Annotated in this window: 22 protein-coding genes; 6 read left to right on the forward strand and 16 right to left on the reverse strand. The window is 50.6% G+C overall.

From position 1 onward, the window contains the following. Positions 1–219 precede the first annotated feature (219 nt). Positions 220–1,290, reverse strand: a complete 1,071-nt coding sequence (locus ABIB59_RS10245) for an SDR family oxidoreductase (RefSeq protein ID WP_354035301.1) — start codon at positions 1,288–1,290, stop codon at positions 220–222. A 102-nt stretch (positions 1,291–1,392) separates the two neighbouring features. On the opposite strand from ABIB59_RS10245, the gene ABIB59_RS10250 reads away from it, so the two are divergent. After that, entirely contained in the window at positions 1,393–2,298 is a 906-nt protein-coding gene (locus tag ABIB59_RS10250; RefSeq protein ID WP_071193951.1) for a LysR family transcriptional regulator, read from the forward strand. 145 nt (positions 2,299–2,443) lie between these two features. Here the strand turns inward: ABIB59_RS10250 and ABIB59_RS10255 are convergent, their stop codons facing one another. Next, positions 2,444–2,704 (reverse strand): DUF2534 family protein, encoded by a 261-nt coding sequence (locus ABIB59_RS10255; RefSeq protein ID WP_354035303.1) that lies wholly within the window; start codon positions 2,702–2,704, stop codon positions 2,444–2,446. Between the two features lie 378 nt (positions 2,705–3,082). On the opposite strand from ABIB59_RS10255, the gene ABIB59_RS10260 reads away from it, so the two are divergent. Then, positions 3,083–3,397 (forward strand): PTS sugar transporter subunit IIB, encoded by a 315-nt coding sequence (locus ABIB59_RS10260; RefSeq protein WP_041852266.1) that lies wholly within the window; start codon positions 3,083–3,085, stop codon positions 3,395–3,397. Positions 3,398–3,756: 359 nt separating this feature from the next. Beyond that, positions 3,757–5,319, forward strand: a complete 1,563-nt coding sequence (locus tag ABIB59_RS10265; protein WP_354035305.1) for a methyl-accepting chemotaxis protein — start codon at positions 3,757–3,759, stop codon at positions 5,317–5,319. A gap of 71 nt (positions 5,320–5,390) precedes the next feature. Here the strand turns inward: ABIB59_RS10265 and ABIB59_RS10270 are convergent, their stop codons facing one another. Beyond that, positions 5,391–5,732 (reverse strand): helix-turn-helix domain-containing protein, encoded by a 342-nt coding sequence (locus ABIB59_RS10270; protein ID WP_041852265.1) that lies wholly within the window; start codon positions 5,730–5,732, stop codon positions 5,391–5,393. Between the two features lie 423 nt (positions 5,733–6,155). On the opposite strand from ABIB59_RS10270, the gene ABIB59_RS10275 reads away from it, so the two are divergent. Then, positions 6,156–6,410 (forward strand): YdgH/BhsA/McbA family protein, encoded by a 255-nt coding sequence (locus ABIB59_RS10275; RefSeq protein WP_354035307.1) that lies wholly within the window; start codon positions 6,156–6,158, stop codon positions 6,408–6,410. A 41-nt stretch (positions 6,411–6,451) separates the two neighbouring features. Here the strand turns inward: ABIB59_RS10275 and ABIB59_RS10280 are convergent, their stop codons facing one another. Both ABIB59_RS10280 and ABIB59_RS10285 read right to left on the reverse strand, forming a co-directional pair. After that, the gene (locus tag ABIB59_RS10280; RefSeq protein ID WP_354035309.1) at positions 6,452–7,891 is read right to left on the reverse strand and encodes a heavy metal sensor histidine kinase; all 1,440 of its coding nucleotides are present in this window, start codon (positions 7,889–7,891) and stop codon (positions 6,452–6,454) included. Positions 7,892–7,900: 9 nt separating this feature from the next. Next, positions 7,901–8,593: a heavy metal response regulator transcription factor gene (locus ABIB59_RS10285; RefSeq protein ID WP_041852263.1), complete on the reverse strand. Its 693-nt coding sequence runs from the start codon at positions 8,591–8,593 to the stop codon at positions 7,901–7,903. Between the two features lie 273 nt (positions 8,594–8,866). On the opposite strand from ABIB59_RS10285, the gene ABIB59_RS10290 reads away from it, so the two are divergent. Both ABIB59_RS10290 and ABIB59_RS10295 read left to right on the forward strand, forming a co-directional pair. Then, positions 8,867–10,318 (forward strand): MFS transporter, encoded by a 1,452-nt coding sequence (locus tag ABIB59_RS10290; RefSeq protein ID WP_317078129.1) that lies wholly within the window; start codon positions 8,867–8,869, stop codon positions 10,316–10,318. A gap of 260 nt (positions 10,319–10,578) precedes the next feature. Further along, on the forward strand, positions 10,579–11,898 hold the full coding sequence (locus tag ABIB59_RS10295; RefSeq protein WP_071193948.1) for a sensor domain-containing diguanylate cyclase: 1,320 nt from the start codon (positions 10,579–10,581) through the stop codon (positions 11,896–11,898). 280 nt (positions 11,899–12,178) lie between these two features. Here ABIB59_RS10295 and ABIB59_RS10300 read toward each other — a convergent pair whose 3' ends face one another. From ABIB59_RS10300 to ABIB59_RS10350, 11 genes are all read right to left on the reverse strand, one after another. Further along, positions 12,179–12,421 (reverse strand): biofilm development regulator YmgB/AriR family protein, encoded by a 243-nt coding sequence (locus tag ABIB59_RS10300; protein ID WP_041852260.1) that lies wholly within the window; start codon positions 12,419–12,421, stop codon positions 12,179–12,181. A gap of 268 nt (positions 12,422–12,689) precedes the next feature. Beyond that, positions 12,690–15,317 (reverse strand): fimbria/pilus outer membrane usher protein, encoded by a 2,628-nt coding sequence (locus tag ABIB59_RS10305; protein WP_354035312.1) that lies wholly within the window; start codon positions 15,315–15,317, stop codon positions 12,690–12,692. A gap of 87 nt (positions 15,318–15,404) precedes the next feature. Continuing rightward, positions 15,405–16,124: a fimbrial biogenesis chaperone gene (locus tag ABIB59_RS10310; RefSeq protein ID WP_354035314.1), complete on the reverse strand. Its 720-nt coding sequence runs from the start codon at positions 16,122–16,124 to the stop codon at positions 15,405–15,407. A gap of 46 nt (positions 16,125–16,170) precedes the next feature. Further along, on the reverse strand, positions 16,171–16,752 hold the full coding sequence (locus ABIB59_RS10315) for a fimbrial protein (protein WP_354035316.1): 582 nt from the start codon (positions 16,750–16,752) through the stop codon (positions 16,171–16,173). A 183-nt stretch (positions 16,753–16,935) separates the two neighbouring features. Continuing rightward, positions 16,936–17,502 (reverse strand): fimbrial protein, encoded by a 567-nt coding sequence (locus ABIB59_RS10320; RefSeq protein ID WP_165159027.1) that lies wholly within the window; start codon positions 17,500–17,502, stop codon positions 16,936–16,938. A 65-nt stretch (positions 17,503–17,567) separates the two neighbouring features. Continuing rightward, entirely contained in the window at positions 17,568–18,140 is a 573-nt protein-coding gene (locus tag ABIB59_RS10325; protein ID WP_354035318.1) for a fimbrial protein, read from the reverse strand. Between the two features lie 65 nt (positions 18,141–18,205). Continuing rightward, positions 18,206–18,796: a fimbrial protein gene (locus ABIB59_RS10330; RefSeq protein WP_354035319.1), complete on the reverse strand. Its 591-nt coding sequence runs from the start codon at positions 18,794–18,796 to the stop codon at positions 18,206–18,208. A 63-nt stretch (positions 18,797–18,859) separates the two neighbouring features. Continuing rightward, positions 18,860–19,447, reverse strand: a complete 588-nt coding sequence (locus ABIB59_RS10335) for a fimbrial protein (RefSeq protein WP_165159025.1) — start codon at positions 19,445–19,447, stop codon at positions 18,860–18,862. Between the two features lie 87 nt (positions 19,448–19,534). After that, positions 19,535–19,990 carry a winged helix-turn-helix domain-containing protein gene (locus tag ABIB59_RS10340; protein ID WP_165159024.1) on the reverse strand — a complete coding sequence of 152 codons (456 nt, stop codon included), beginning with the start codon at positions 19,988–19,990 and terminating at the stop codon, positions 19,535–19,537. Positions 19,991–20,601: 611 nt separating this feature from the next. After that, positions 20,602–21,840 carry an EAL and HDOD domain-containing protein gene (locus ABIB59_RS10345; RefSeq protein WP_041852254.1) on the reverse strand — a complete coding sequence of 413 codons (1,239 nt, stop codon included), beginning with the start codon at positions 21,838–21,840 and terminating at the stop codon, positions 20,602–20,604. A gap of 291 nt (positions 21,841–22,131) precedes the next feature. Next, a complete protein-coding gene (locus ABIB59_RS10350; protein WP_334749389.1) occupies positions 22,132–23,418 on the reverse strand; it encodes a Zn-dependent hydrolase in 1,287 nt (428 codons plus the stop codon).

Genomic DNA, 23,418 nt, shown 5'->3' on the forward strand with positions numbered 1-23,418 from the left:
AGAATACGTTATGATGATTTAAAAAGAAATGTTATAAACCCCCAGTGAAACTATGCGCATTGTTATTCATGCTTCCAATTGTCATTTTCAAGAAGGCAATGTGGCGGGGGAAGGCCTGTTATCGTGAGATAAATACCTTTCAACACACGGCGCAACACGACCGACAGATTATAAAAATCAGGGACGAAGATGATCGCCCCTGGCTTCATCATCAAGACATTAGCGATCCGGAATAATTTTTTCCGCCTTCAACGTATCAAACAGGTGGGTAAACGAATCCAGTGTGGCCCGGTAGCCGGTAAACCCGGCCTTGCGGCTTTTGCTCATGTCGGTGAAGGCTTCCATTGGGCGACCGAGGTCCGCGTCAGTGTGCCACCAGGAGGCCAGTCGGCTGATATCGGGCTCGGCAAGCGAGTAGCGGGCGGCAATCTCGCGCCATGCGGCGGCTGCCTCCTGCATCCGTCCTTCCAGCGGCATCATGGTCTGCGGATTTCCGCCAGACTCGATGCCAAAATAGGCGGCCAGGCGCGGCCACAGCCAGTTCCAGCGGAATACATCGCCATTAACCGCATTAAAATCTTCGTTTGCCGCATTCGGGCTTTGTGCCGCCCAGGCAAGTTGTTCGGCGAGCAGGTTTGCATCAGTGACATCGGAGACGCCATGCCACTGTTCCGGCGAGCCCGGGAAAATAAACGGCCAGCCTTTTTCCCGGCACAGGGTGGCGTAGACTGCCAGCGTCAGACCCATGTTCATTGCGTTACCAACCGCATAACCGATGATGGTGTGCGGACGGTGCACACTCCAGCGATAACCGTATTTTTCCGCGCCGGCAAAGATTTCATCTTCCTGAGCATAATAGAAATTATCCACGGGCTGACGACCCTGCTCTTCACGGAAAGGTGTAACCGGTACGGCGCCTTTGCCATAGGCCTCGAACGGACCAAGGTAGTGTTTTAACCCGGTAACCAGTGCGACATGCGCGCCGTTCAGGCGGTCACCCAGTGCCTCAATCACGTTTTTGACCATCGCGCCGTTGACGCGGATGTTCTCTTTTTCATTTGCCTGACGCGACCAGACGCTGAAAAACAGTGCGTCGGGCTTTATGCCCGCCAGCGCCGTATTCACCGCCTGCGGGTCCGTCAAATCGGCGATCAGACGGGTGCAGCCTTCCGGCACCGCGCCGCGCCCGCGCGACAGCCCTGAGACCTTCCAGCCTTCCTGCATCAGCTTTTGCGCCAGCGCGCGGCCAATCACCCCGCTGATGCCGACAATCAGTGCCTCTTTTTGCATTTCACTCTCCTCATGCGTAAACGTTATGAGTAGACTAATCGAGAATTTTGTTCTTATTTCTGGCATTAATTCACATCATTCCTAACCTGAGTTCATGAATCAATGCACGATCAACGACTGAAGGACATTGTCCCCTTTGTTGCCAGTATAGAAGGGGGGAGCTTTGCCGCGGCGGCGGAGCGCTTGCATGTGACCGGCTCTGCTATCAGTAAAAGCGTGAGTCGGCTGGAGGCGCGGCTGGGCTCAACGTTGCTGGAGCGGACAACCCGACGCCTGAAACTGACCGACGCCGGGCATGCGTATTACCAGACCTGTATTCGCATAATGGAAGAGCTGGCGGAGGCGGAATCGGTACTGGCGGCGCAACGCAGTATTCCGTCCGGGCGGCTGCGGCTGGCCGTGCCGAATACCTATGGCAGGCTGTGTGTCATGCCGTTATTGATTACGTTTTGCCAGCAGCATCCGGAGATAGATATCAGCATGACCTTTTCTGACCGTTTCGTGGATCTGTTTGATGAAGGGATTGATGTCGCGGTGCGGATTGGCAAAACGGCGGAGATGCCCGCATCGCTGGGGTATCGGCAACTGGGGCGAGAGAAGATGGTGTTCTGCGCTTCGCCCGCATATCTGGCGCGCGAGGGGCGCCCGGAAAGCGTCGGGGCGCTGTTGCAGCATAGGGCTATTTTGTACGAGCGCGTTGATGGCAGCAGTAAGCCGTGGCAGCTTATCACCGAGGATGGGTATCCGGACTGGCGTACCGTGCCCTACCATATGGCGCTGGGGGATGTGGATGCCCAGTTACAGGCAGTGCGTAGCGGGTTAGGCGTTGCCCAGATGCCGACATGGCTGATTCGCGATGCCCTTGCGCGTGGGGAGCTGGAGATAATTTTGCCGCATGTTCAGCCCGACGGGCTGGCATTGACGCTGGTGTGGCCGCGCCGTAAGCAGCTCTTGCCAAAGGTGGATGCGCTGCTCTGTGCGCTGAGCGGGCTGGATATCGGCGGGTGAAGTGAGGTAGGGCGGGTTGTTGTGCGGTCTGATGCCCTCACTCCGGCCCTCTCCCACAGGGAGAGGGGGCTATTTCGTGCGGCCTGAATGTTTGGTAGCCCTGATAAGGCGTTTACGCCGCCATCCGGGGAAACCAGCACCGAACCTAACCGCGATCATCCTTTGGTCCAAGGAACCAAAACGCGAAGGGCAGCGAACCGATGATGGTAAACATCAGGCTGTAGATAAACACCCACGCGCCCTGAATCACAAACATCGACACCGACCACTCGTCCATCGGCAAATTGTACTGATCCACCACGCCCTGGAAGGCGGCTTCTGAGATAACCGACACGGCGACCACAAAAACAATCGCGACGGCGATAAGGAATTTTTTACCCTCACGGGTACGCAATTTTTCCAGCATGTCAATCTCCTTATTGTTCTGTGCAGCCCGCAGGTAATGATGAATATCCATCCGGCGACGGCTGCTAACCAGATGCACTATTTCGCTGCTACGGCGAGAGCCTTTTCCACTTTCTATGCTGCGGGCTTCCCCGCCTGACCCCAGGATGGCGCTACGCGCGTATAAAAACGGCCATCATACGGTTTATAAATCGGAAGTGTATCTTATTCTCATCTCAGATGTTACCGCTGATCGACCTGGAGGAGGAGAGGTGTTTATGCGGAGAATTTGCTCATATTGATTAAATGTTAATCAAATATATTCGTAAACATGATGCAGGGCGCATTTTTTAAGCCAGGGCAGGCATAGCGTATCGGTAACTTCCAGGAGGGCACTACCATGAAAAGGTTATTAATATGTTGCCTGTTTGGTAACACGGCGGTAACGCTGGCCAAAAAAATGCAGGATGTTGCAGATGCAAACCGGTATCAGATTCAAATTAGCGGAATAGGGGCTGAGGCATTTGCCAGTGTGGCGCCTGCCTTTGATTGTTTCCTGGTGGCACCGCATATTCAATATAAAAAAGAAGAACTGAAAAAAGCGATTAAAGAAGGTCAGCATATTGAGGTTATTGCCGGCTATCCGTATGCCGCCATTGATGCAGAGAAAATATTAAAATTTGCCATCGATCGTATGGAGGAGTTGGTTGATTAATGAGTTATTGAGAAATCTTCAAATAGGGCGTGCAAAAGGGCTCAGGGATGAGCGAGCAATGTCGTCATGAGTTGCTGATGTTATCGTTTAGTTGATTTATTGTAACTTTATGAAAAATAAGTTTTTAATATACTGACTGTACCTCTTTCTGTGCATGACGCATTTCATCGTGTCTGCTCTGGCGCAACCTGTCCACCTGGTCAAACCATCGCTATTTCATATTTTCCCCGGTTTTTTACGCTACGTATATTAACCCTGTTCGCTATTACGCATTCGTGCGCTTGCAGTTGTCTTCTCGGGGCTGATACGAGTGTGTTTTCGCCGTTAAGGGGTTTCGGAATTCATTTATCGAGGGATATATGCGAGTAAAAAGACATTTCTCTCTGGGTACGCTACTGGGCACCGGCTTTGCCGCGATTATTGCTATCGGTCTGTTGGTGGCGATTTTTGGTCGTGCTGAATTGAATAACACCAGTCAACATATTGAGTTCTACGAGAAGTACCATCTGACTAATCTGCTGTCGATGCAGGCATTAAAAGACAATCTCAATAACGCCACCAAGGCGACATTCATCATGGTGTTTCAGGATGATGAAAAGAGCCAGATGGAAGAGGAAAAACTGACCGAACTGTCGATTAAACGCAACGACGAACTGGTGGCGCAGTTGCAGGCGAATGTGCAGGATACTGACGCACAGAACATGCTGAACAATTTTAAAGCCACACAGGTGGAGTACGTGAATGTTGTGCGCCAGACCGTGGGGCTAGCGAAGAATGGCCAGATGCTGGATGCCCAGTCGCTGGCGGTCGAAAAGATGCAGCCGTTACAGATTCGCCTGTTTGAAGAGATTTCCGCGATGATCCAGACCCAGCAGGCCAGCACGACCTCAGCGGCGGCGGCCTCCACCGCAAGCGCCCGCTCCGCTGGCGACGCCCTGCTGATGATTGCTGCGGTGGCGGCATTACTTGGGATCGCCATTGCCTGGCTTTTCACGCGCTACATCAAGCGACAACTGGGGGGAGAACCCGCTTATGCGCTGCAGGTCGTCCATGAAATTGCGCAGGGAAATCTGGCCACCCGGATCATGCTTGCCCCTGATGACAGCACCAGTTTGCTGGCAGGGATGGATGAGATGCGACAAAGCCTGAGCGGTATAGTCAACCAGGTGCGGGAAAGCAGTGAGTCGATCTCGGCGGGGGCAAATGGTGTGGCGGAGGGCAGTACTGACCTGAGCCAGCGTACCGAACAGCAGGCGGCCAGTTTGCAGCAGACGGCCGCATCCATGGAACAAATCGGCCAGGCGATTCGCCAGAATGCCGATACGGTGCGGGTCACCAATCAGCAGGCGGCAACGGCCAGCGAAATTGCCGCAAAAGGGGGCGAGGCGATTGAGAATATCGTGCGTACGATGGATGAGATCAGCCAAAGTTCCCGCAAAATCAGTGAGATCATTGCGGTGATTGACAGCATTACCTTCCAGACCAATATCCTCGCCCTGAACGCCGCGGTAGAGGCGGCGCGTGCTGGGGAACAGGGCCGGGGTTTCGCGGTGGTGGCGGGCGAGGTGCGTTCGCTGGCCCAGCGGTCGGCGTCTGCGGCAAAAGAGATAAAGGCCCTGATTATGGATAGCATCGAGCGTGTGGATAATGGCACGGCGCTGGTGAATCACGCGGGCGCGACCATTGGCGAACTGGTGCGGCAGTCGCACCATGTGGCGGGGATGATCGACGAGATTGGCGTGACGACGCGTGAGCAGGAATCAGGTGTCGGACAGGTGAATGAAGCGATTACCCAACTGGATAAAGTGACGCAGCAAAACGCGGCGCTGGTGGGGGCGTCAAGTACGGCGGCGGAAGATCTGCGCGATCAGGCGCAGCATCTGGTCACGCTGATGAGCGTGTTCCGTACCGTAGCCGTGTAGCTTTGGCCATACAGGGGGCGGCCGGATAGTGGCGTAAACGCCTTATCCGGGCGCGATAGCGGGTGAGGGACCTACTCCTCACCCGATTGATGATAGCGACGCCATGCGCCCGGCGGCATACTGTATTTGCGGGTAAAAACCCGGGTAAAAGTTTGCTGGGAGTCGAAGCCGTAGCGGGTGGAGATGGTGATGATCGACTCCTTTGTCACGCTCAGGTCGTGGGCGGCGCCTTCCAGCTTTTTGTTGCGAATATACACACCTAAAGGAATATCAATAATCTGATGAAAGAGGCGCTGTAAATGCCATTTGGAATAACCTGCCCGGTGGGCAACATCATTAATCCGTAAAGGTTTGTCAATATTATTATCAATCCATGTCTGAATATCGAGGATAACCGATTTTTGCATGGCCATAATATATGCCCCTCTTTGCTAAATATGAATGCGCGTCGTCTCTTTGAACAGCAAGAAAAAGCGCAACATAATTGCCCGACGTATTACCCAGGAAGCTGAGTTTAAATCAGCGTGGCTGTCGTTAGCGTGACGTGAAAATGACATTCCTGTCAGGTTTGTGAACAACGCGGCGGGTGGCAAGCCCTGGCGGGTGATCGATGAATAAATGCTGAAAATACTGACGAACCATTCTTATATTTGTCGTATTTCAGAGGTGCGAACAAACCCTGATAATAAGAATATTTAAAGGATAAATTAAAATAAATGTATATTTTTGTTATCTGACGCATCTGTTATTTTGGCGTCAGTGAATTGACAGCCAGCCTTTCTAAAATCATTCATGTCAGCGGATATTCCTGACTATTCTCTTTGCGAGGTGGAAACATGAAGATGACGAAAGGCATTATGACCGCAATGATAGTTGGCCTGTTTTCCGCCGGTGCGCTGGCGGCGGTCCCTGTAGAGTCTGGTAGCGGTCTGCAAAAAATGGGTTCGGTCTCGGCATCGGGCACGACAACGCTGTCTGGTTTGCATGAGGAGCTGGCGCAAAAAGCCGAAGCGGCGGGAGCAAGCTCGTATCGCATCGTGGCGGCCGGGGGCGAAAACCAGATGCACGGCGTGGCGGTTATCTACAAATAAGTCGAAAAACAGGAGGCTTAGCCTCCTGTTTGCTTTTCTGTTCAGGCGTTTTTGAACTGTGTCTGCTCATCAAGCGCCGGTTTGTCACCTGGCGCAACAGTATCTGTTTTACCGATTGCCAGTGACAGACCAAAAGTATTGCTGCCGTTTTCACTCCGAACAAACACATCGCCACGGTGCATCAATGCGACCGCACGAACAATGGATAAACCCAGACCATGATGCGTATCGCTACGCGTGCGGGACGAGTCGATACGATAAAAACGCTCAAACAGGCGATCCAGATGTTCTGCGGCGATCGGTTCACCCACGTTGGCGACGGCTATGATCGCATGCTCATGCCGCTGGCGAATGGAAACGGTGACCGTGGTATTCGGTTTTGCATGGCGAGCCCCGTTTTCCAGCAGGTTTGCCAGTGAACGGTGGAACAGCCGACGGTCGATACAGGCAATGATATCGCCTTCCACGTTGATAGTGAGGTTCTTCTCGGCAAAGGAGGGTTCGACATATTCGGCGGTTTTCCACGCCTCCTCGCGCAGCGATACCTCGGTAAGCTGGGTGGCATGTTCCCCGGCCTGGGCATGTGAGAGAAAGAGCATGTCATTGACAATCGAGGTCATACGCGCCAGTTCTTCCAGATTGGATTCCAGTAAATCTTCCAGATCACTGACGGAACGTTCGCGGGATAATCCCAGTTGTGTCTGGCCTATCAGGTTAGTCAGCGGTGTGCGCAGCTCGTGGGCGACGTCAGCGTTGAAACTTTCCAGTTGCCGCCAGGCCACTTCCTGGCGTTCCAGCACACCGTTGAATGCTTCCGCCAGCGTTTGCAGTTCATCCGGCAGGGTTGTGGTGTCGAGGCGCTGTCCGTGATCGCCGGGGGCAAGTTTGTGCGCCTGCTCGCTCATTGTATTCACCGGGCGCATTCCAAACCGTGCAATCATAAAACCTAATACGGCAACCAGTATCACCCCAAGGGCGGTGATCAGCAGCAGCGTGCGGGTGAACTCTTCCAGCGTGCCCATATAAGGCGTGGAATCGATGGCAATCACGTAGCGGATCGCCGGACGTTCCCCCCGCGCCGGAATTAATTTGATCAGGATAAAGAGCGAACAGGACTCTTTCGTGGCGCCCGGCGCTTCGCTAAATCCGTCGGCGAGTGTCGTCCAGTTGACCCCTTGCGGTGGCTCGCCGCCCACCTGAAAGCGGGGATCATCGCTGAGAACCCAGTACTGTACGCGTCCGCCTTCCGCCGTGGTCATATCGGCGAGTTTGGTGGCGAGCATTTGCCAACTGTGCAGCGTGGTGCGCGATAGCAGCCACGGCTCCATCAGCGATTCCCTGAAAAGCAGCTCGTTGTGCATCTGTTTTTGTAAGGATTCATGCAGAGTGCTGCGCAGCAGAAAACCGATCGCCGAGACGATAAGCACGGAGGCGAGGGCAAACATTAATGCAAGGCGTCCTGAAATCGAACGTTTGAGCATAGACTGACTCTATTTAGCGGGGCTCTCGGGCCGGGTTTCAAGGACATATCCCATGCCCCGGACGGTATGCAGCAGTTTTACGGGGTAGGGGGCGTCCACTTTGGCCCGCAGGCGTTTAATCGCCACCTCCACAACGTTGGCATCGCTGTCAAAATTCATATCCCACACCTGTTCCGCAATCATCATTTTGGAGAGGATTTCACCTTTATGGCGGGCGAGCAGGCTTAATAGGGCAAACTCTTTGGCTGTCAGCTCAAGACGGTCTCCGGCGCGTGAGACGCGACGGGCGAGCAGGTCGAGATGTAAATCATGGATCTGCAACTGCGTGGTGTCAGCGCCATCACTGGATCGGCGGCGCAACAAGGCCTGAATACGGGCGACCAGTTCAATCAGGGAAAACGGTTTGGGAAGATAATCGTCTGCCCCCTGACGCAGCCCTTTAACCCGTTCATCGACGGAGCCACGGGCAGAAAGCATCAGCACCGGTGTGTTTTTACTGGCACGTAACCCTTTTAGCACGCTGTAACCGTCAAGACCTGGCAGCATGACGTCGAGAATGATGGCGTCATAGTCAAATTCAACCGCCAGGTGCAAACCTTCTGTACCGCTGGCGGCGACGTCAACGGTAAAACCCAGCTCGCTGAGCGCACGATAAATATATGACGAGGTTTTTTCCTCGTCTTCGACCAGCAGAAGTCGCATTGTGCTCTTCCTTTGTCGCAAAGGACAAATGTGATGATGCTGGGGATTTTATCGCGTTATTGCCAACACCTGGCTGACATTTTACTGACATTTTTGTCAGCTTGCGCCAGAGGAAATCGACGAAGACGGAGAGCGATAAATTGCAAAATATCAATCTGCGGACAATCAACAATAAATTGGGTTATCGGACGGTTTGCATTTTTGGTATAACAACTTTCTATTCTTGTCAGACCTCTGCCAGACAGTAGAGGTTATCCATGTTGAGGACACGTTATGGCCTCGTCTGAGACAACCCAGACGCAAACGCCACGGGAAAAAGTGACCCGTTCCGGGCGGATTTCCGGGTTGGCATTGCTGGTCGCCAGCGCGTTTTTTATGGAGTTTCTTGATGGCACGGTGATTGCGACTGCCCTGCCGGACATGGCGAAAGCCTTTGGTGTTTCCGCTATCGATTTGAATATCGGTATTAGCGCCTATTTGTTGACGCTGGCGATGCTGATTCCGGCCAGCGGCTGGGTGGCGGAACGCTTTGGCGCACGGACGGTTTTTAGCCTGGCGCTGCTGATTTTTACCGTGGCATCTTTGCTTTGCGGCCTGACAAATAACGTCACCGGGTTTGTGCTGATGCGCATCCTGCAAGGGGTGGGGGGCGCAATGATGGTGCCGGTAGGGCGTCTCGTTGTTTTGCGTACCACGCCGAAAGAACAGTTGATTAAAGCCATCGCCACTTTGACCTGGCCTGCGCTGGTCGCGCCGATTATTGGTCCGCCGCTGGGGGGCTTTATTACCACCTATGCGAGCTGGCACTGGATCTTTTTCCTCAATGTGCCGCTGGGGCTGGTGGCTATCGTTCTGGCCTTGAAAATGATGCCGGGACTATCGGCTGATGAAAAACGTCCGTTCGATGTAGTGGGTTTTATCGCCACAGGGCTGACCATGCTGTGTCTGGTGGCGGGGCTTGAGATGTTGAGCCAGCAGCATATGAGTATGGTTAGCGCCGGGGCGACGCTCGCCGTTGGTCTGCTGGCGCTGGTGTGGAGTATTCATCACTTGCGCCGTGCGCCTGCGCCGCTGATTGGCCTGAGTTCGCTGTCGGTACACTCTTTCCGCGTTACGATGCGCGGCGGGTTTATTCTCCGCGCCACTATCAGTTCCGCGCCCTTTATGTTGCCCCTGATGTTTCAGGTGGGCTTCGGGATGAGCGCGTTTGAGGCCGGGTCGCTGGTGCTGGCGGTCTTTGCCGGTAACCTGGCGATGAAGCCTGCCACGACGCCGCTGATTCACCGTTTCGGTTTTAAAAAGCTGTTGATTGGCAACGGTGTTGTCTGCGTGTTGTCGCTGTTTTTCTGCGCTTTTTTAGCGCCAAATTCACCGCAGATGCTTACCCTCGCGCTGTTGTTTATCGGTGGGTTGAGCCGCTCAATGCAGTTTACCGGCATCAGTTCGCTGGCATTTGCCGAGGTACCGGCGGCAGAGATGAGCTCCGCGAACACCCTTTTTAGTACCTCGTTGCAACTGGCTAACGGCCTGGGGGTAACGCTGGGGGCGCTGAGTATTCGCGCAGGCGCGCTCATCACCGACAATCTGGGGTATGGCGATATTCAGGGGATGGCCTTTAAGCTGGGGTTTGTGATGATTGCGCTTATTACGGCGGTTGGGCTGTATGACATGACGCGCCTTGAAAGCGGGGCGGGGCGAAATGTTTCGCAGAAACCGAAGAAATAAAGAGAGGGGCAAACAGCCCCTCGCAGGCGCATCCATTGATCGTGAGTGAAAAATCTTTACCGGGTGCTTCATAGATCTCGCTAGCGACCGGGCCCGTTTCAGTTTTTTCTGCGTTGTTATCGTTACAGCGAATTAGTAAAACGTTAACATTTACTGTATCAATGATAGTGAGTTTAGCGCTTCGCTGAAACGTGTAGTCAGGCGTCAACACCACTTTGCCCTTGCTGTCCGGGCGGTTTTTGGACATGCGGATAACATTCATGAACGATAAAAAAAAGCCGTCGCCTCTCCAGGATGTGGATGTACAGCATCTGTATGATTTATTGAATCAAAATTCGGATTGGGTATGGGAAGTGGATGCGCAAGGACGTTATACCTGGGCCTCCGATGTGGTCACCAGCTTGCTCGGTTATCCCCCGAGTGAAGTCATTGGTAAGACGCCATTCGATTTTATGCCCCCCGGCGAGGCCGAACGCGTTGGACGCGCTTTTATGGAGATCGTGCAAGAGAAAAGGGCTTTTTCAGGTCTGGTGAATCGTAACCAGCGTGCCGATGGGCGCATTGTGGTACTGGAAACCAGCGGCGTTCCCCTTTTTGATGAAAACGGTGAATTACGCGGCTATCGGGGTGTGGATCGTAATATCTCGACCCTTGGCGAGCGCGTACTGCAACTGGAAACTATCTACGACACCACCCCCGTGGCGCTGTGTATGATTGACCGTCATGGCCGCCTGGTGATGTCGAATAAAGCGATGAACCATCTGCTGCATAATGACGGGCATGAGCTTGCGGAGAGCTATCTTTCCGAGCATATGCCAGAGTTCTGGCATCTTTTCGAGGAAGATTTTGCGCTGGCAGACATGGGCGAGGCCATTCCCCGTCGTGAAATGATCTGGCATGACCGCTGCTACGATGCGCAATCTATTGCTGTGACAGATGCGAGCAGTAATGTTGTGGGGCTGTCGATTACCTGGGTGGATATCACCGCGCGTCGTCAGGCTGAACAAAAACTGGCGGGCGCGAACCTGGTGTTACAGCGGCATGCTCAGCATGATCACCTGACCGGCTTGTTTAATCGCCGGTATATGGATGAGTGCCTGCTGACGGAAGTCACACGTTCTTATCACGGCCACTTTCCGCTCTCGATCTGTCTGGTGGATATCGACTTTTTTAAACTCTATAACGACAGCCAGGGACATCAGGCGGGCGATGAATGCCTGCAAATCGTGGCGAAGGCGCTGGTTACTTCCCTGGTTCACCCGGATGCCAATGTCAGCCGCTATGGTGGGGAAGAGTTTCTGGTGATATTACCGGATACCAATAAATCGGCTGCGTTATCGATTGCCGAGCGTCTGCGTAAGCAAATCAACGCGCTGAAATTGCCGCATGCCGCAAGCCCGATGGGTTTCTTAACGATCAGCATTGGTGTGGCAACGCTCGATTGTGAGAGCATCTTTTCTGAGGACAAGCCGCAACATATGATTGCCAGCGCGCTGATCGGTAAAGCCGATACTGCGCTGTACGCGGCGAAAAAGCAGGGACGTAATCGGGTTGTTGCTGCGGAGACACATGCAGGGTGAGTCGATACCGATCAACGGTTCAAAAAATACCCCTTCTGAAGATAAATCCATGGCTTCAGAAGGGGAGACCATATGGCCATTCGTTACAAAAGCCTCTTAAAAATAATTAGCGTGATTATAAAAGCCATATGTATAAATATTTTTCATGGATAATGATGATGAGCACTAATCTCTTATAAAAAGTGTGGCTTCTGCGTGTTGCGGGAAAAGGGGAGTGGTCAGACCCGGAATAGTGTAGAAAAAACCTCCACCCGCAGGTGGAGGAAACGAGACGCAGAGCTTAGATATCATCCGGTGTGGCATGCACTACGCGTTCGAGTGCACTTCGGTAAATTTCCAGTTTTGCCATATCTTTTTCGGTTTCCAGCCTGACCAGCAACTCCAGAATAATGTCCTTATTTGTGGCCATGGATTTACGGGCCAATAGCGCTGTACGGATCCCGGCAATAATCTGCTGCCCGGTATCGTTAGTGTCCAGATGCGGGGCTGCGGGGGATTCAATATCCATTTCATGAACGCTCATCAACAAATGCACCTGTCAAAAAGAGGCTGATTACTTTCCCGATGATGGCGGGAGTGTTTCGTTTTGCCAGATAAAAGTAGACAGGGAAGGGTATCTTTACAAATGGGAACACTATAAAAATGCAGTTAATTTTCATCTATTAATATAACGTGAAGTTATATATAGTGCGGTGTTGTTGAAAGCATATATAACTTATTGTTAATAAAAGAAAAGCATCCATAGCGGCAACTATGGATGCTTTGACGAAAACCGTTTGCTGCGCTTTCGTTTACTGAGCGCTGGCCAGTTCGGTGTTTGGATCTTTAGTTATCGGGCCTTGCACCGGCAGACATGGACTGGTGAACTGCTGGATATGGCTGGTCTGGGCATCGCTCTTCGTTGGCGCCAGCATATAGTTCACTTTACAGCTTGCATCGGTGCTATTGCCCCATTTGACCAACAGCGTGCCTTTGTCTTCCTTGACGCGGGCATAGATTGCCCCGGTCTGGTTTACGACCCCGATAGAGGTATTGTTTTCATCAAGAACCTCTGCCCCGAAAGGTAAGTTTTCGCCGCCAAAAGAGGTGGCAATCAGTACCGGTGTCCCTTTGTTGGTGTTGAATTTCACTTTCACTACAGCGCCCGCACGCGGCGCGATTCGTTGCGCCGTATTATCAAATTCTACGTCCAGTGACGAACCTTCCGGGTCAATGGCGACCTGGTTCATCTGATACGCAGACAACGACGGGAAGAGGGCATAACCGAAGCTGTCGACGCTAGTACCTGCGTAACCGCTAAGTTTGGCGCCTTTCGCGTTTTTCGCTTCCACCAGCGCATAGGTGTCACTGTTATAAGGGGTAAAGGTCACCCCGCCGGAGTGTGCTACCAGAGCGCCAGATAAACCCAGCGACATACTGTGGTAACCACTGCCTGTGCTATAACCACCATTCACCGTCGCTATGCTGCCTGTCATACCGCCGCTGATGTTACCTGATGTGCCGCCCTGGTCGTGTGAGGCGGTAAGGTTATAGTTATATTTGCCGTCTTTGCCCATAGAGCCAGACAACATGGCCTGCTCAGACTTGCCGCCATTGTTATCCTGGTTGTAGTTCAGGCTGAAATAAGGCGCCTGCGTTTCCCAGCTTTCCCAGAGAGGGAAAGAGACGTTAAAGTACCAGGATGTCTGATCACGTCCGTCGTTGGTTTTACTGCGACCAACGTTGATGCTGTAATTCATCCGCTTCCAGTTATTGGAGTAGCCTATCTGGTACTGTTTGTTATAGCCCTTCTTGTCACTGTTCCAATAGTTTTCCAGCGTGGCACTGACGAACAGGCTGCCCCATTTTTCGGGTAATCCCTGGTTAAAGCTCACGTTAAAACGGTTTTTCGAGCGCCAGATGCTATTGGGATCGTAGCCGTTTGCCACCACTTCGCGGGTTTGTAAGGCGGTTAAAAGTTCCATATAGCCTGCCGTTGAGTAGCGGTAGGCGGCAAGGGTTACGTTACTGTTGGTTTCACTGAACAGTTTGCTGTAGCTAATACGGTAGCTCTGGCCGGTTTTCTTGCCGCCAGCCCGGTTACCCAACTGGCTGATAGCATGGGTGGCATCAACGCTGATGGCCCCCGCTATGCTGCCTGTCGCCAGCCCAAGCTGATAAGCCTGATAATGCTCGCTTACTTGTGCCCCGGTATAGCCAGTGAAAATATTCGTCAGGCCGCGCGTATAGGTGGCTTCATAGAACATGGGGTCATCAGAGACGCCAGCGTTGCGCAATTTGCCCGCAGTGACGCTATAGCGCTGGGAGCCGGGGCGCAGCAACTGAGCGACAGAGGCGTAGGCAATGGTGTATTGCTGAGTGCTGCCGTCGGCTTCCTGTATGGTGACTTCCAGATCGCCGCCGTAACCTGCAGGGTAGAGATCGTTAATAACGAAGGCACCGGGGGTGACGGTCGTTTCATAGATAATATTGCCTAGCTGTTTAACGGTGACTTTGGCATTGGTTTTGGCCACACCGCGAATATCCGGTGCGTAACCGCGCTGTGATTCCGGAAGCATACGTTCGTCACTGGCGATTTGCGCGCCTGTGAAGGGCAATGAGCTGAACAGTTGCCCGGTAGTGTTATATTCACCAACAACCGCACGGCCGCGAATAGCATTAATGTCACGCTGTAAGTAGCTATTGGAGACCTGGTATTCGCCGCCCATGCCATCCTGCCAACTGTAAGAGCCGTTGTGGCGGAAGTACCAGGCACCGATATTTAACCCGGCATTAAGCGAGGCATAGACAGAACGGTTGTTGCCACCGTTGCTGTATTTTGAATCGTAGGCGTTTGCATAGTAGCCGAAGAGGAGCGCCGGAACGCCGCTATCCCACAGTTCCGGGTTGACCGTACCGCGGGCAATACGGTTGACGTACACCTGCGGTACCTCGATGTAAAGCTCCTGCTTGTTACTGTCAAATTCGAACTTGGCCTCTGGAATAATTTTTTCCAGATTGGCGCAAGTTGCCGGGGTCGCGAGCGCCTGGCGCATTTCAGACGGCAGATTGTCTTCGTTAAAGTTGATAAGCTCAATCAGGCGCGGTGTCAGGCACGGGTAAACTTGCCGGTCGTCGTCGGCTTTGAATTCCACCTCTTCATTGGCCGCTTCTGCGCCGTTGATAAAGATACTCACCCGATAGATACCGGGCGAGGCGCTGGAACCAAAGGAGAAACGGCTCAGATCGACTTTACTGCCGCTATCCAGACGTAACAGGTCGGATTCAAATTCCACAACGTTGCGTCGTGCATAGTCGCGGGGTTTATCGTCTTGCGCTTCCGCAATACCGACCGGAAACGCCATCATTAACATTAAAGCCAGTGGCGATAACCGAGCCTTAAACAATAATGGATGATAGCGTACGGTGGATATTTTCATAATAACTCCCGAAAAGTCTTCGTCCCTGAATGTATTTTTATTTTTGTGATAAAAACATTCTTCGTTAATTATTTTTTGTCGCGGGTGTTATGGTTTGGCTTTAAATTCGTTATAGCCGCCATAATCGTTCACCGTGGTATAACTCAGTTGATTGATACTGGTTATTGAGCTGTCCTGAATTTCATGGAACTCCGTGGCGCCGGGCGCAATCATTTTGCCTTTGGTGGCCATTTTTTTACCGCCAGAGGTAAATATAATATTGACCAGGGAAACGTAGAATTTCGATGGATTGGTCACTTCTACGCCGCCGCTTTTCATTTTCCAGTGCAGCGTTTCCATTGCGTCCGCTGCTGAACCAGGAAGATCATTCGGACGGTAGAACAATTTTATACGTGAACGAAAAGCAATATTAAGCTTACTTTTCTCGTCCATGTCTTTAGCTTTTGCCGGGACTTCCAGCACGTTTAAGTAAAATACAGACTCGCGGTCTGTTGGCATTGTCGCCGAGCCCAAGTAACTGATACGCAAGGTTTGCGCTTTACCTGCGTCAATGCGATTAATAGGCGGCGTCAAAATAAAAGGGGTGTTTTGACTGGCGGCATCATCCGGGTTTCCGCTATCAATCCAGCTTTGTATTAATACCGGGTTATTATTTTGATTGGATACCGTCACCGTGACTTCTTTTTTTCCGGCTGGGTAAACTACGCGGGTGCCGTCAAGCACAATACTGGCCAGGGCCATATTGCCGAGACCCGTCATCAATATTGCCCCTAGTGCAACGGAGATAATTTTGGCGTAATAAGACATATCCAGTTCCTTTGGAAAAAAGGGGGGAAGCCCCCCCTGTGTTTAATTATTCGTAAGCTAACTCATAAACGGCAACACCTTTCACGAGACCCGCTGTCGCCGCTGCAGAACCGTTGTTTTTGTATTGCACGTGATACTGCATCTTGGCCGTAGTGGAATTTGCAAGGACGGAGGTATATTTATAACCAGTATCGCTAATAGCTTTACCCAACGGTACTGCAGTTTTAGTGCCCGCTACTGCCTCATGCAGCAGTTCAAGGCCAACGTTGGTTGCTGCTGTTGCGCCTGTTTCCAGGTTTTTCAGCGTTGAAGTGGTGGTGTCGATGTTGGTGGAGTTATCCGGGAAGTACGCGGTCACGCCAAACGCGGTTGCGGCAGAAGTACAACCGGTCAGATCTAATGAGAACGGAGTTTGACCAGCGGTATTGTTTGTCGCAGCCAGCGCGCTTTTCGGTACAGTTGGCAGTGTTACGGTGCCGGTAGCACTGGAGCCGCCATTCAGTACAACCTGGCAGGTCTGGTCAGAGACTTTACCGGTAAAGGTAATGGTACCGCCAGTTGCTGCATTTGCGACATTCGCCAGAGACATTGCGGAGGCAATAGAGGCGACTAACAGAATCTTTTTCATAAATATTCCCTTTGATATGAACTTACTCGTTGTGAATGATAATTATCAGCAATAATTACCGCTGCGTAATTATCAATTTCTTATTAAGTACTTCAGGATGAATAACTGCGATATCCTTTTTCTACCTAATGCTTTCCCTACTTTCCAATTATGTATTTATGGAATGGTTTTGTACTGCAAAAATTATTTATAATACAACTCGTAAATGGCAATACCCGTCACTTTACCGGATTTTACTGAGCCAGAACCACCGGTGTTAATATATCTTACGGCATAATTCATTGTGGCTGAGGTTGTATTCGCAGCTATGGTTTGATAATCATATTGACCAAATGACCAGCCTAAGGGTATTGTTTTTTCGGTTCCATTTGGTGTGTATAGTAACTGGAGGCTAACGCCGGTGGCAGCGGTTGCCCCCGTTTCCTTATTAACCAGTTTTTGATTGTATATATTCTCATTATTAGGAAAATATGCTGTTACTCCAAATGCGGTTGTGCTGGCCTTACAGCCGGTTAATTTCAGCGTAAACGGGGTTTTACCCGCCGTCGAATTAAGATTAGGCAGGTCTGTTTTAGATACCGTACGAAGCGTTACAGTACCACTCGCACTGCTTCCATCATTCAGCGTAACCTGGCAGGTCTGATCGTTGAGTTTGCCGCTAAAATTTACCGTACCGTTGGTGGCGGCATTGCCGGCATTTACCAGAGATATTGCCGCAGTGACTGATGCCACTAAAAGTAATTTTTTCATCGATAACCTCTTCGATATGTTCCTGTCGTTTTAAATGATCATCGGTTATGCGTTTTATCTTTTGGTTATTGATAGGCTAATTCGTAAATGGCGATGCCTTTAACTTTACCTGCTATTGCAGGGACACTATATGTATTTACATACTGTACGGCATAGTACAATGTCGCGGATGTTGCATTGGCGGCCACACTGGTGTATTTGTAACTGGCATCAGTGGCTGGTTTTCCTATTTGTACCGCAGTCTCGGTCGCGCCAATTTTTTGAAGTATCTGAAGATTGACATAACTGGCCGCTGTTGCTCCTGCTTCTTGGTTAAATAATGTACCTGTGTTTCCACTTGAATATTGATTAGATGGAAAATACGCAGTTACACCAAACGCTGTTGTGCTGGCTTTACAACCGGTTAATTTTAATGTAAACGGTGTCTTACCGGCTGCACTTCCTGGAGTCAGTTTTTCTTTTGGTACTGTGGGCAATTCTACCGTTCCGCTTGCACTGCCACTGTTGTTCAATGCAACCTGGCAGGTCTGGTCGTTGAGTTTACCGCTAAAATTTACCGTGCCGCTGGTGGCTGCATTAGCAGCATTTACCAGATATATTGCCGCAGTGACTGATGCCGCTAAAAGTAATTTTTTCATCGATATTCTCTTCGATATGTTCCTGTCGTTTTAAATGATCATCGGTTATGCGTTTTATCTTTTGGTTATTGATAGGCTAATTCGTAAATGGCGATACCTTTGACTTTACCGGCTGTTACGGGAGAACTGCCCGTACTACGGTAGTTAATGTAATTTACGTTGTATTCAAGGGTCGCAGACGTTGCATTGGCGGCAACGGTAGTATATTGGTAGCTGGAATCAGTAATGGATTTTCCTAAATTGATCTGCTTCTCGGTAGTGCCGTCTTTTTTATATATTGTAAGCATAACCCCATCGGCTGCCGTTGAGCTGGTTTCCATATTTTTCAGGAAGCCATAAGCAGAGGTGGTTTGTATATATGTACTATTAGGGAAATAAGCCAATACACCAAATGATGTTGTGCTGGCCTTACAGCCGGTTAACTTTAATGTAAACGGTGTCTTACCAGCCTGAGCATACCTCGTGGCGAGCTTTTCTTTTGGCACCGTTGGCAATGTCACCGTACCGCTTGCACTGCTACTGTTGTTCAGTACAACCTGACAGGTCTGGTCGTTGAGTTTACCGTTAAAGTTTACCGTACCGCTGGTAGCTGCAATGGCGGTATTTACCAGAGATATTGCTGCTGTGACAGACGCCACTAAAAGTAATTTTTTCATCACTATTCCCTTTGGTATATTACTATTCCGTAAGTTAATTATTAGAGATACGTTTTCTACTGGTTATTGATACGCTAATTCGTAAACAGCTATGCCTTTAACCTTACCCGCTTTTATTGCCCCAGTCGTATCGTTAACATATGCTACGTTGTACCTTAGAGTCGCTGACGTTGTGCCGACGGCAATGGTGGTGTATCGATAGTTTGGATTAGTGAGGGGGAGTCCCACATTGATCCTCTTCTCGCTACTCCCGATTATTTGATTTATTGTAAGAGCGACACCCTCTGCCGCCGTTGCGCCTGTTTCAATATTTCTCAGGACACCATAATTAACTGAATTTGTTGTATCTGTATACGCCGTTGGCGGAAAATAGGCTAATACGCCGAATTCAGTTGAGCTGGCCTTGCAGCCAGATAATGTTAACGTAAACGCTGTCTTACCTGTCGAATCATACTTGTTAGGAATACTTTCTTTCGGTACTGTTGGTAATGTCACTATGCCGCTTGCACTGCTTCCGTTGTTCAGTACAACCTGGCAGGTCTGATCGTTGAGCTTACCGCTAAAGTTTACCGTACCGTTGGTGGCGGCATTCGCAATGTTTATCAAAGATATTGCTGTTATGACTACCGGCGCTAAAAATAAGCTCTTCATCGATATTCCCTTTGATTTAACCCTGTCCATTAGTTAATCATTGATGATACTTTCGGGTAATAGTTTTATTTTAAGCTGTGATGTTTTCTACTCAATCATTCTGTTCATGGATGATTCAAAGGTCTTTGTACGCTGTAATGGATACTCTGCGCCGTTTTTAGAGAACTGCCTGCGCTTACAGTAGAGTTCCATCACCATTTCGTTAGCGATCATGTAGCCTTTGCCGGTAATACGCATAATAAAGTTATCCGGCAGACCAACCAGCGCCAATTTATTTTTCAGATTATGCATCACCTGCCACAAACGCTGGCTGGAACAGCTCAGCCCGTTATTTTCCCAGACCTGGATTTGCAGGGTTTTATCCGGGACAATTTCACCAACGGCATGTGCCAACAGGTACTCCAGCAGGTTTGCCATGGTTGGTCTGAGGTATTCAACCGCTTTTCCCGGTGTTTCGGGGAGCAGTAGACATCTTTTAAACGGCAGGAACTCAACTTCGTTGCGTTCGCCAAGACGATATCCATACACTGTGAGTTTGACCATTGTCCTTAATCTTCCTTCTCATCCTGGAAGGGCTGATTAAGACTGACTGGCGCTCCTGCCTGCTTAATCATAATTCTTCTCTGTGTTGCTGACGGGGTGAATGTTATTGATTTTTCCGTTCGTTAATCAACTTTATTTCATTAAACCATAGAATCAAGGTGGAATACTAAGTTATTGACTCTTTCTAGTGTAAAATTTTATTTATCTTGTAACAAGTGAAGCTTTATATGGCGAGATTGATTTTAATCGTGTCTGAACTCACAAAATCTTCATCCTTTTATACTAAAATAATTATCCTGTTTTTTAGCCTATTAATGGATTTTAATTCGAATTGTTTTGTTTGCGTTAATAATTAAATAGGGTAAATAAATGGAGATTATATTGGTATTCAATGTATTGATGTGTTGAATATATTTCAGGGGCAGTAAAGAATAGCGATTCCCGTAATAATTAGGAAGCGAAAACAGAGTGAATAGCATTTTTGATCCATTAGTGTGAATAGAAGTTGTACATCTATTTATTAATGAAATAGAAACGAGCGTTGTGGGAGTGGAAAAGAGGTGGGTTTGTAAAACATGTTTCAATGCGAACTGCTTACAAACCCGGGGAAGTTAGCTGGTAATTCCCGTTGGGATATCATCTGCCCACTGTGTTGCCGTGGTGATCAATTCAGCCACCACGCTGCGGTTGAAGCCGAGCCGATGGCCCAGCGCGCTGACATCTTCCCATTTATGGTTTTCATACAGTTGCGCCAGGTGCAGATAAGGATAGAGCGGGCCACGTTTCTCTTTAAGCGCCATCATTACATTGCTCGAGACGTCAATCTGGCCAATCAAATCCGCCATCGGCATTTCGAAAATATCGTCCAGTTGCGAGAACAGGCCCACAATAAAGGCATCGTCCGATGAATGACGGCTGATGGAACGGGCGGCAGCCAGCTCGCAGAACTTTCCGCGAATCAGGCAGCGGTGGTAGATTTCATCGGTCTTGCCGACATTCACCGACGTCAGGCAAGCCACCAGCACGAACCGGCGTAGCTCATTGGCGCCAAGATAAAAGATGATGTCTTTGAGCGACTGGCTGCGAAAGTTTTTAATGCCGCGCGCGTTGAAGACGATGTTCTGCGCATAACGCATCAGCTTGAAAGAGAGCGCAAGGTCCTGTTTTAGCAGCGCTTCGATTCTGGCGAAGTCCGGTGAGTCAGTGTTCACTTCCTTCATCAGCTTTAAGGTTACGGACTGATTCTGGATAAGCTTGTTGTTAGCGTGAATGACCGGCTTGCTGAAAAAGTGCCCCTGAAAGAGGGTGCAGCCGAGGTTGCGGTAGCACTCATACTCTTCCTGCGTTTCAACCTTCTCGGCCAGAAAGACTGTGCCCTTGAGCAGCTCGGCTTTGCTTTCAATGTACTCTTTGATCTCTTCCGGCGTGCTCATGCGCACATCAAATTTGATGATGCTGACATAGGGCAGAAAATCGTTCCATGTATCGCCGAGTTCGAAATCGTCCAGGGCGATACGAAAACCGTGCTGATAAAGCTGTTTTACGGTCTTAAGCAGGCGTGGCGTGGGTTCAGCCGTTTCGAGTATTTCCACAATCACGCGATCTTTGGGCAAGGTCTCCGCCATGCCCTGTATTAACAGTTCATAGGGGAAGTTAACGAAGATCGCGCTGTATTCCTTGAGACGGCCCAGCGGCGCACCAAGAAATTGTTCTACGATAATTTGGGCAGTGGCATATTCCGGAGTAACGTCGGGAAACCGGTTCGTCATGCTGTCTCTGAACAACAGCTCATAACCGACTGTGTTCATATTTTCGTCAAAAATCGCCTGGCGGGCGACAAAAGAAAACATTGGATACTCCATACAGATGCCTGTAGATATCAAAACCCGGTTAAACAGGTATGTAACCGGTTAATCCCCCAGCATTTTCTCTTACCGATGAAAGGGAAGCCTGGACGAAAATGGCAAAGACGCATGTGGGTCTTACAGAAGGCAGTATCTTTTGTAAACTTCTTAGGGACTTAAGTCAAATCCCATCTACGTTTACAGGGCATTATTGAACCGGTTTTCTGAAAAAATGTTCAGTTCGCTAAAAAAATAACCCGATTGCCTGCAACCGGGTTTTTAATGAGGGGAACCCGGTTATGACCGGGAGACAACTCCGGCTTTTTCCAGCATAGCGTGTAACAAGACATTTGCCCCGGCCGTGACCTGTTCCGGCGCGGAATATTCTATCTCATTGTGACTGATGCCATCTTTGCAGGGAATAAAAATCATGCCAGCAGGTGCGAGCATACTCATATACACCGCGTCATGTCCGGCGCCTGAGACAATATCCATAGAAGAGTAGCCTAATTTTTGCGCTGCCCGTCGTACGGCCTCTTTACAATCCGGGTGGAAAGGCGCGGCAGGGTAGTGGGAGACCTGTTGCAGCGCTACGCTCAGCCCGGTTTGTTGTTCAATCTGCGCAATGTAGGCTTTTAAGGCCGCATCCATTTTGTCCACCTCGGCGTCGGTCATATTGCGAAAGTCGATGGAGAATTTCACACTGCCGGGCACGACGTTGCGGCTGTTAGGATGCACCTGTACCATGCCCACGGTCCCGCGTCCGTGAGGCGCAAATTGCCCGGCAATATTGACTACTTCCTGCATGATATGTGTGGCAACTTGCAGGGCGTCTTTGCGCATCGCCATGGGCGTTGGTCCGGCGTGGGACTCCATCCCCGTGACGGTACAGTCATACCAGCGAATACCGAGCACTGCCTGCACCACGCCGATGGTGATGTCCTGATCCTCAAGGATGGGGCCTTGCTCGATATGGGCTTCAAAATAGGCGCCGATAGGGTGGTCGCCCGGTACAACGTCGCCCGCATAACCAATTTTGAACAGCTCATCTTTCACCGATTTTCCTTCGGTGTCGGTTGCGGCATAGGCTGTCTCCAGCGGGAAGATGCCCGCGAAGACGCCGGAGCCCATCATGACCGGCACAAAGCGTGAGCCTTCTTCGTTAGTCCAGAAAACCATCTCTACCGGCGCTTCGGTTTCAATACCGCGATCGTTCAGGGTTCGAATAACCTCCAGCGCAGAGAGCACGCCAAAGTTGCCATCGAACTTGCCCCCGGTTGGCTGGGTGTCGATATGGCTACCGGCGACAATCGGCTTCAGAGCATTGTTGCGGCCTGGGCGGCGCATGAAGACATTACCGATCTGATCTATTTCGACCGTCAACCCAGCCGCTTTGCCCCAGCCGACGACCAAATCTCGACCCTGACGGTCGAGGTCGGTCAGCGTTAAGCGGCAGACTCCGCCTTTGGGGGTAGCGCCAATTTGCGCGAGGTCCATTAACGATTGCCACAAACGCTCGCCATCAACCCGCAGGTCACTGATATCGATGCTGTTCGTATCTGGTGAAATGACTTCACTGCTCAT

The sequence above is a fragment of the Citrobacter sp. UYEF32 genome, from assembly GCF_040546205.1.
GTDB lineage: Bacteria > Pseudomonadota > Gammaproteobacteria > Enterobacterales > Enterobacteriaceae > Phytobacter > Phytobacter diazotrophicus.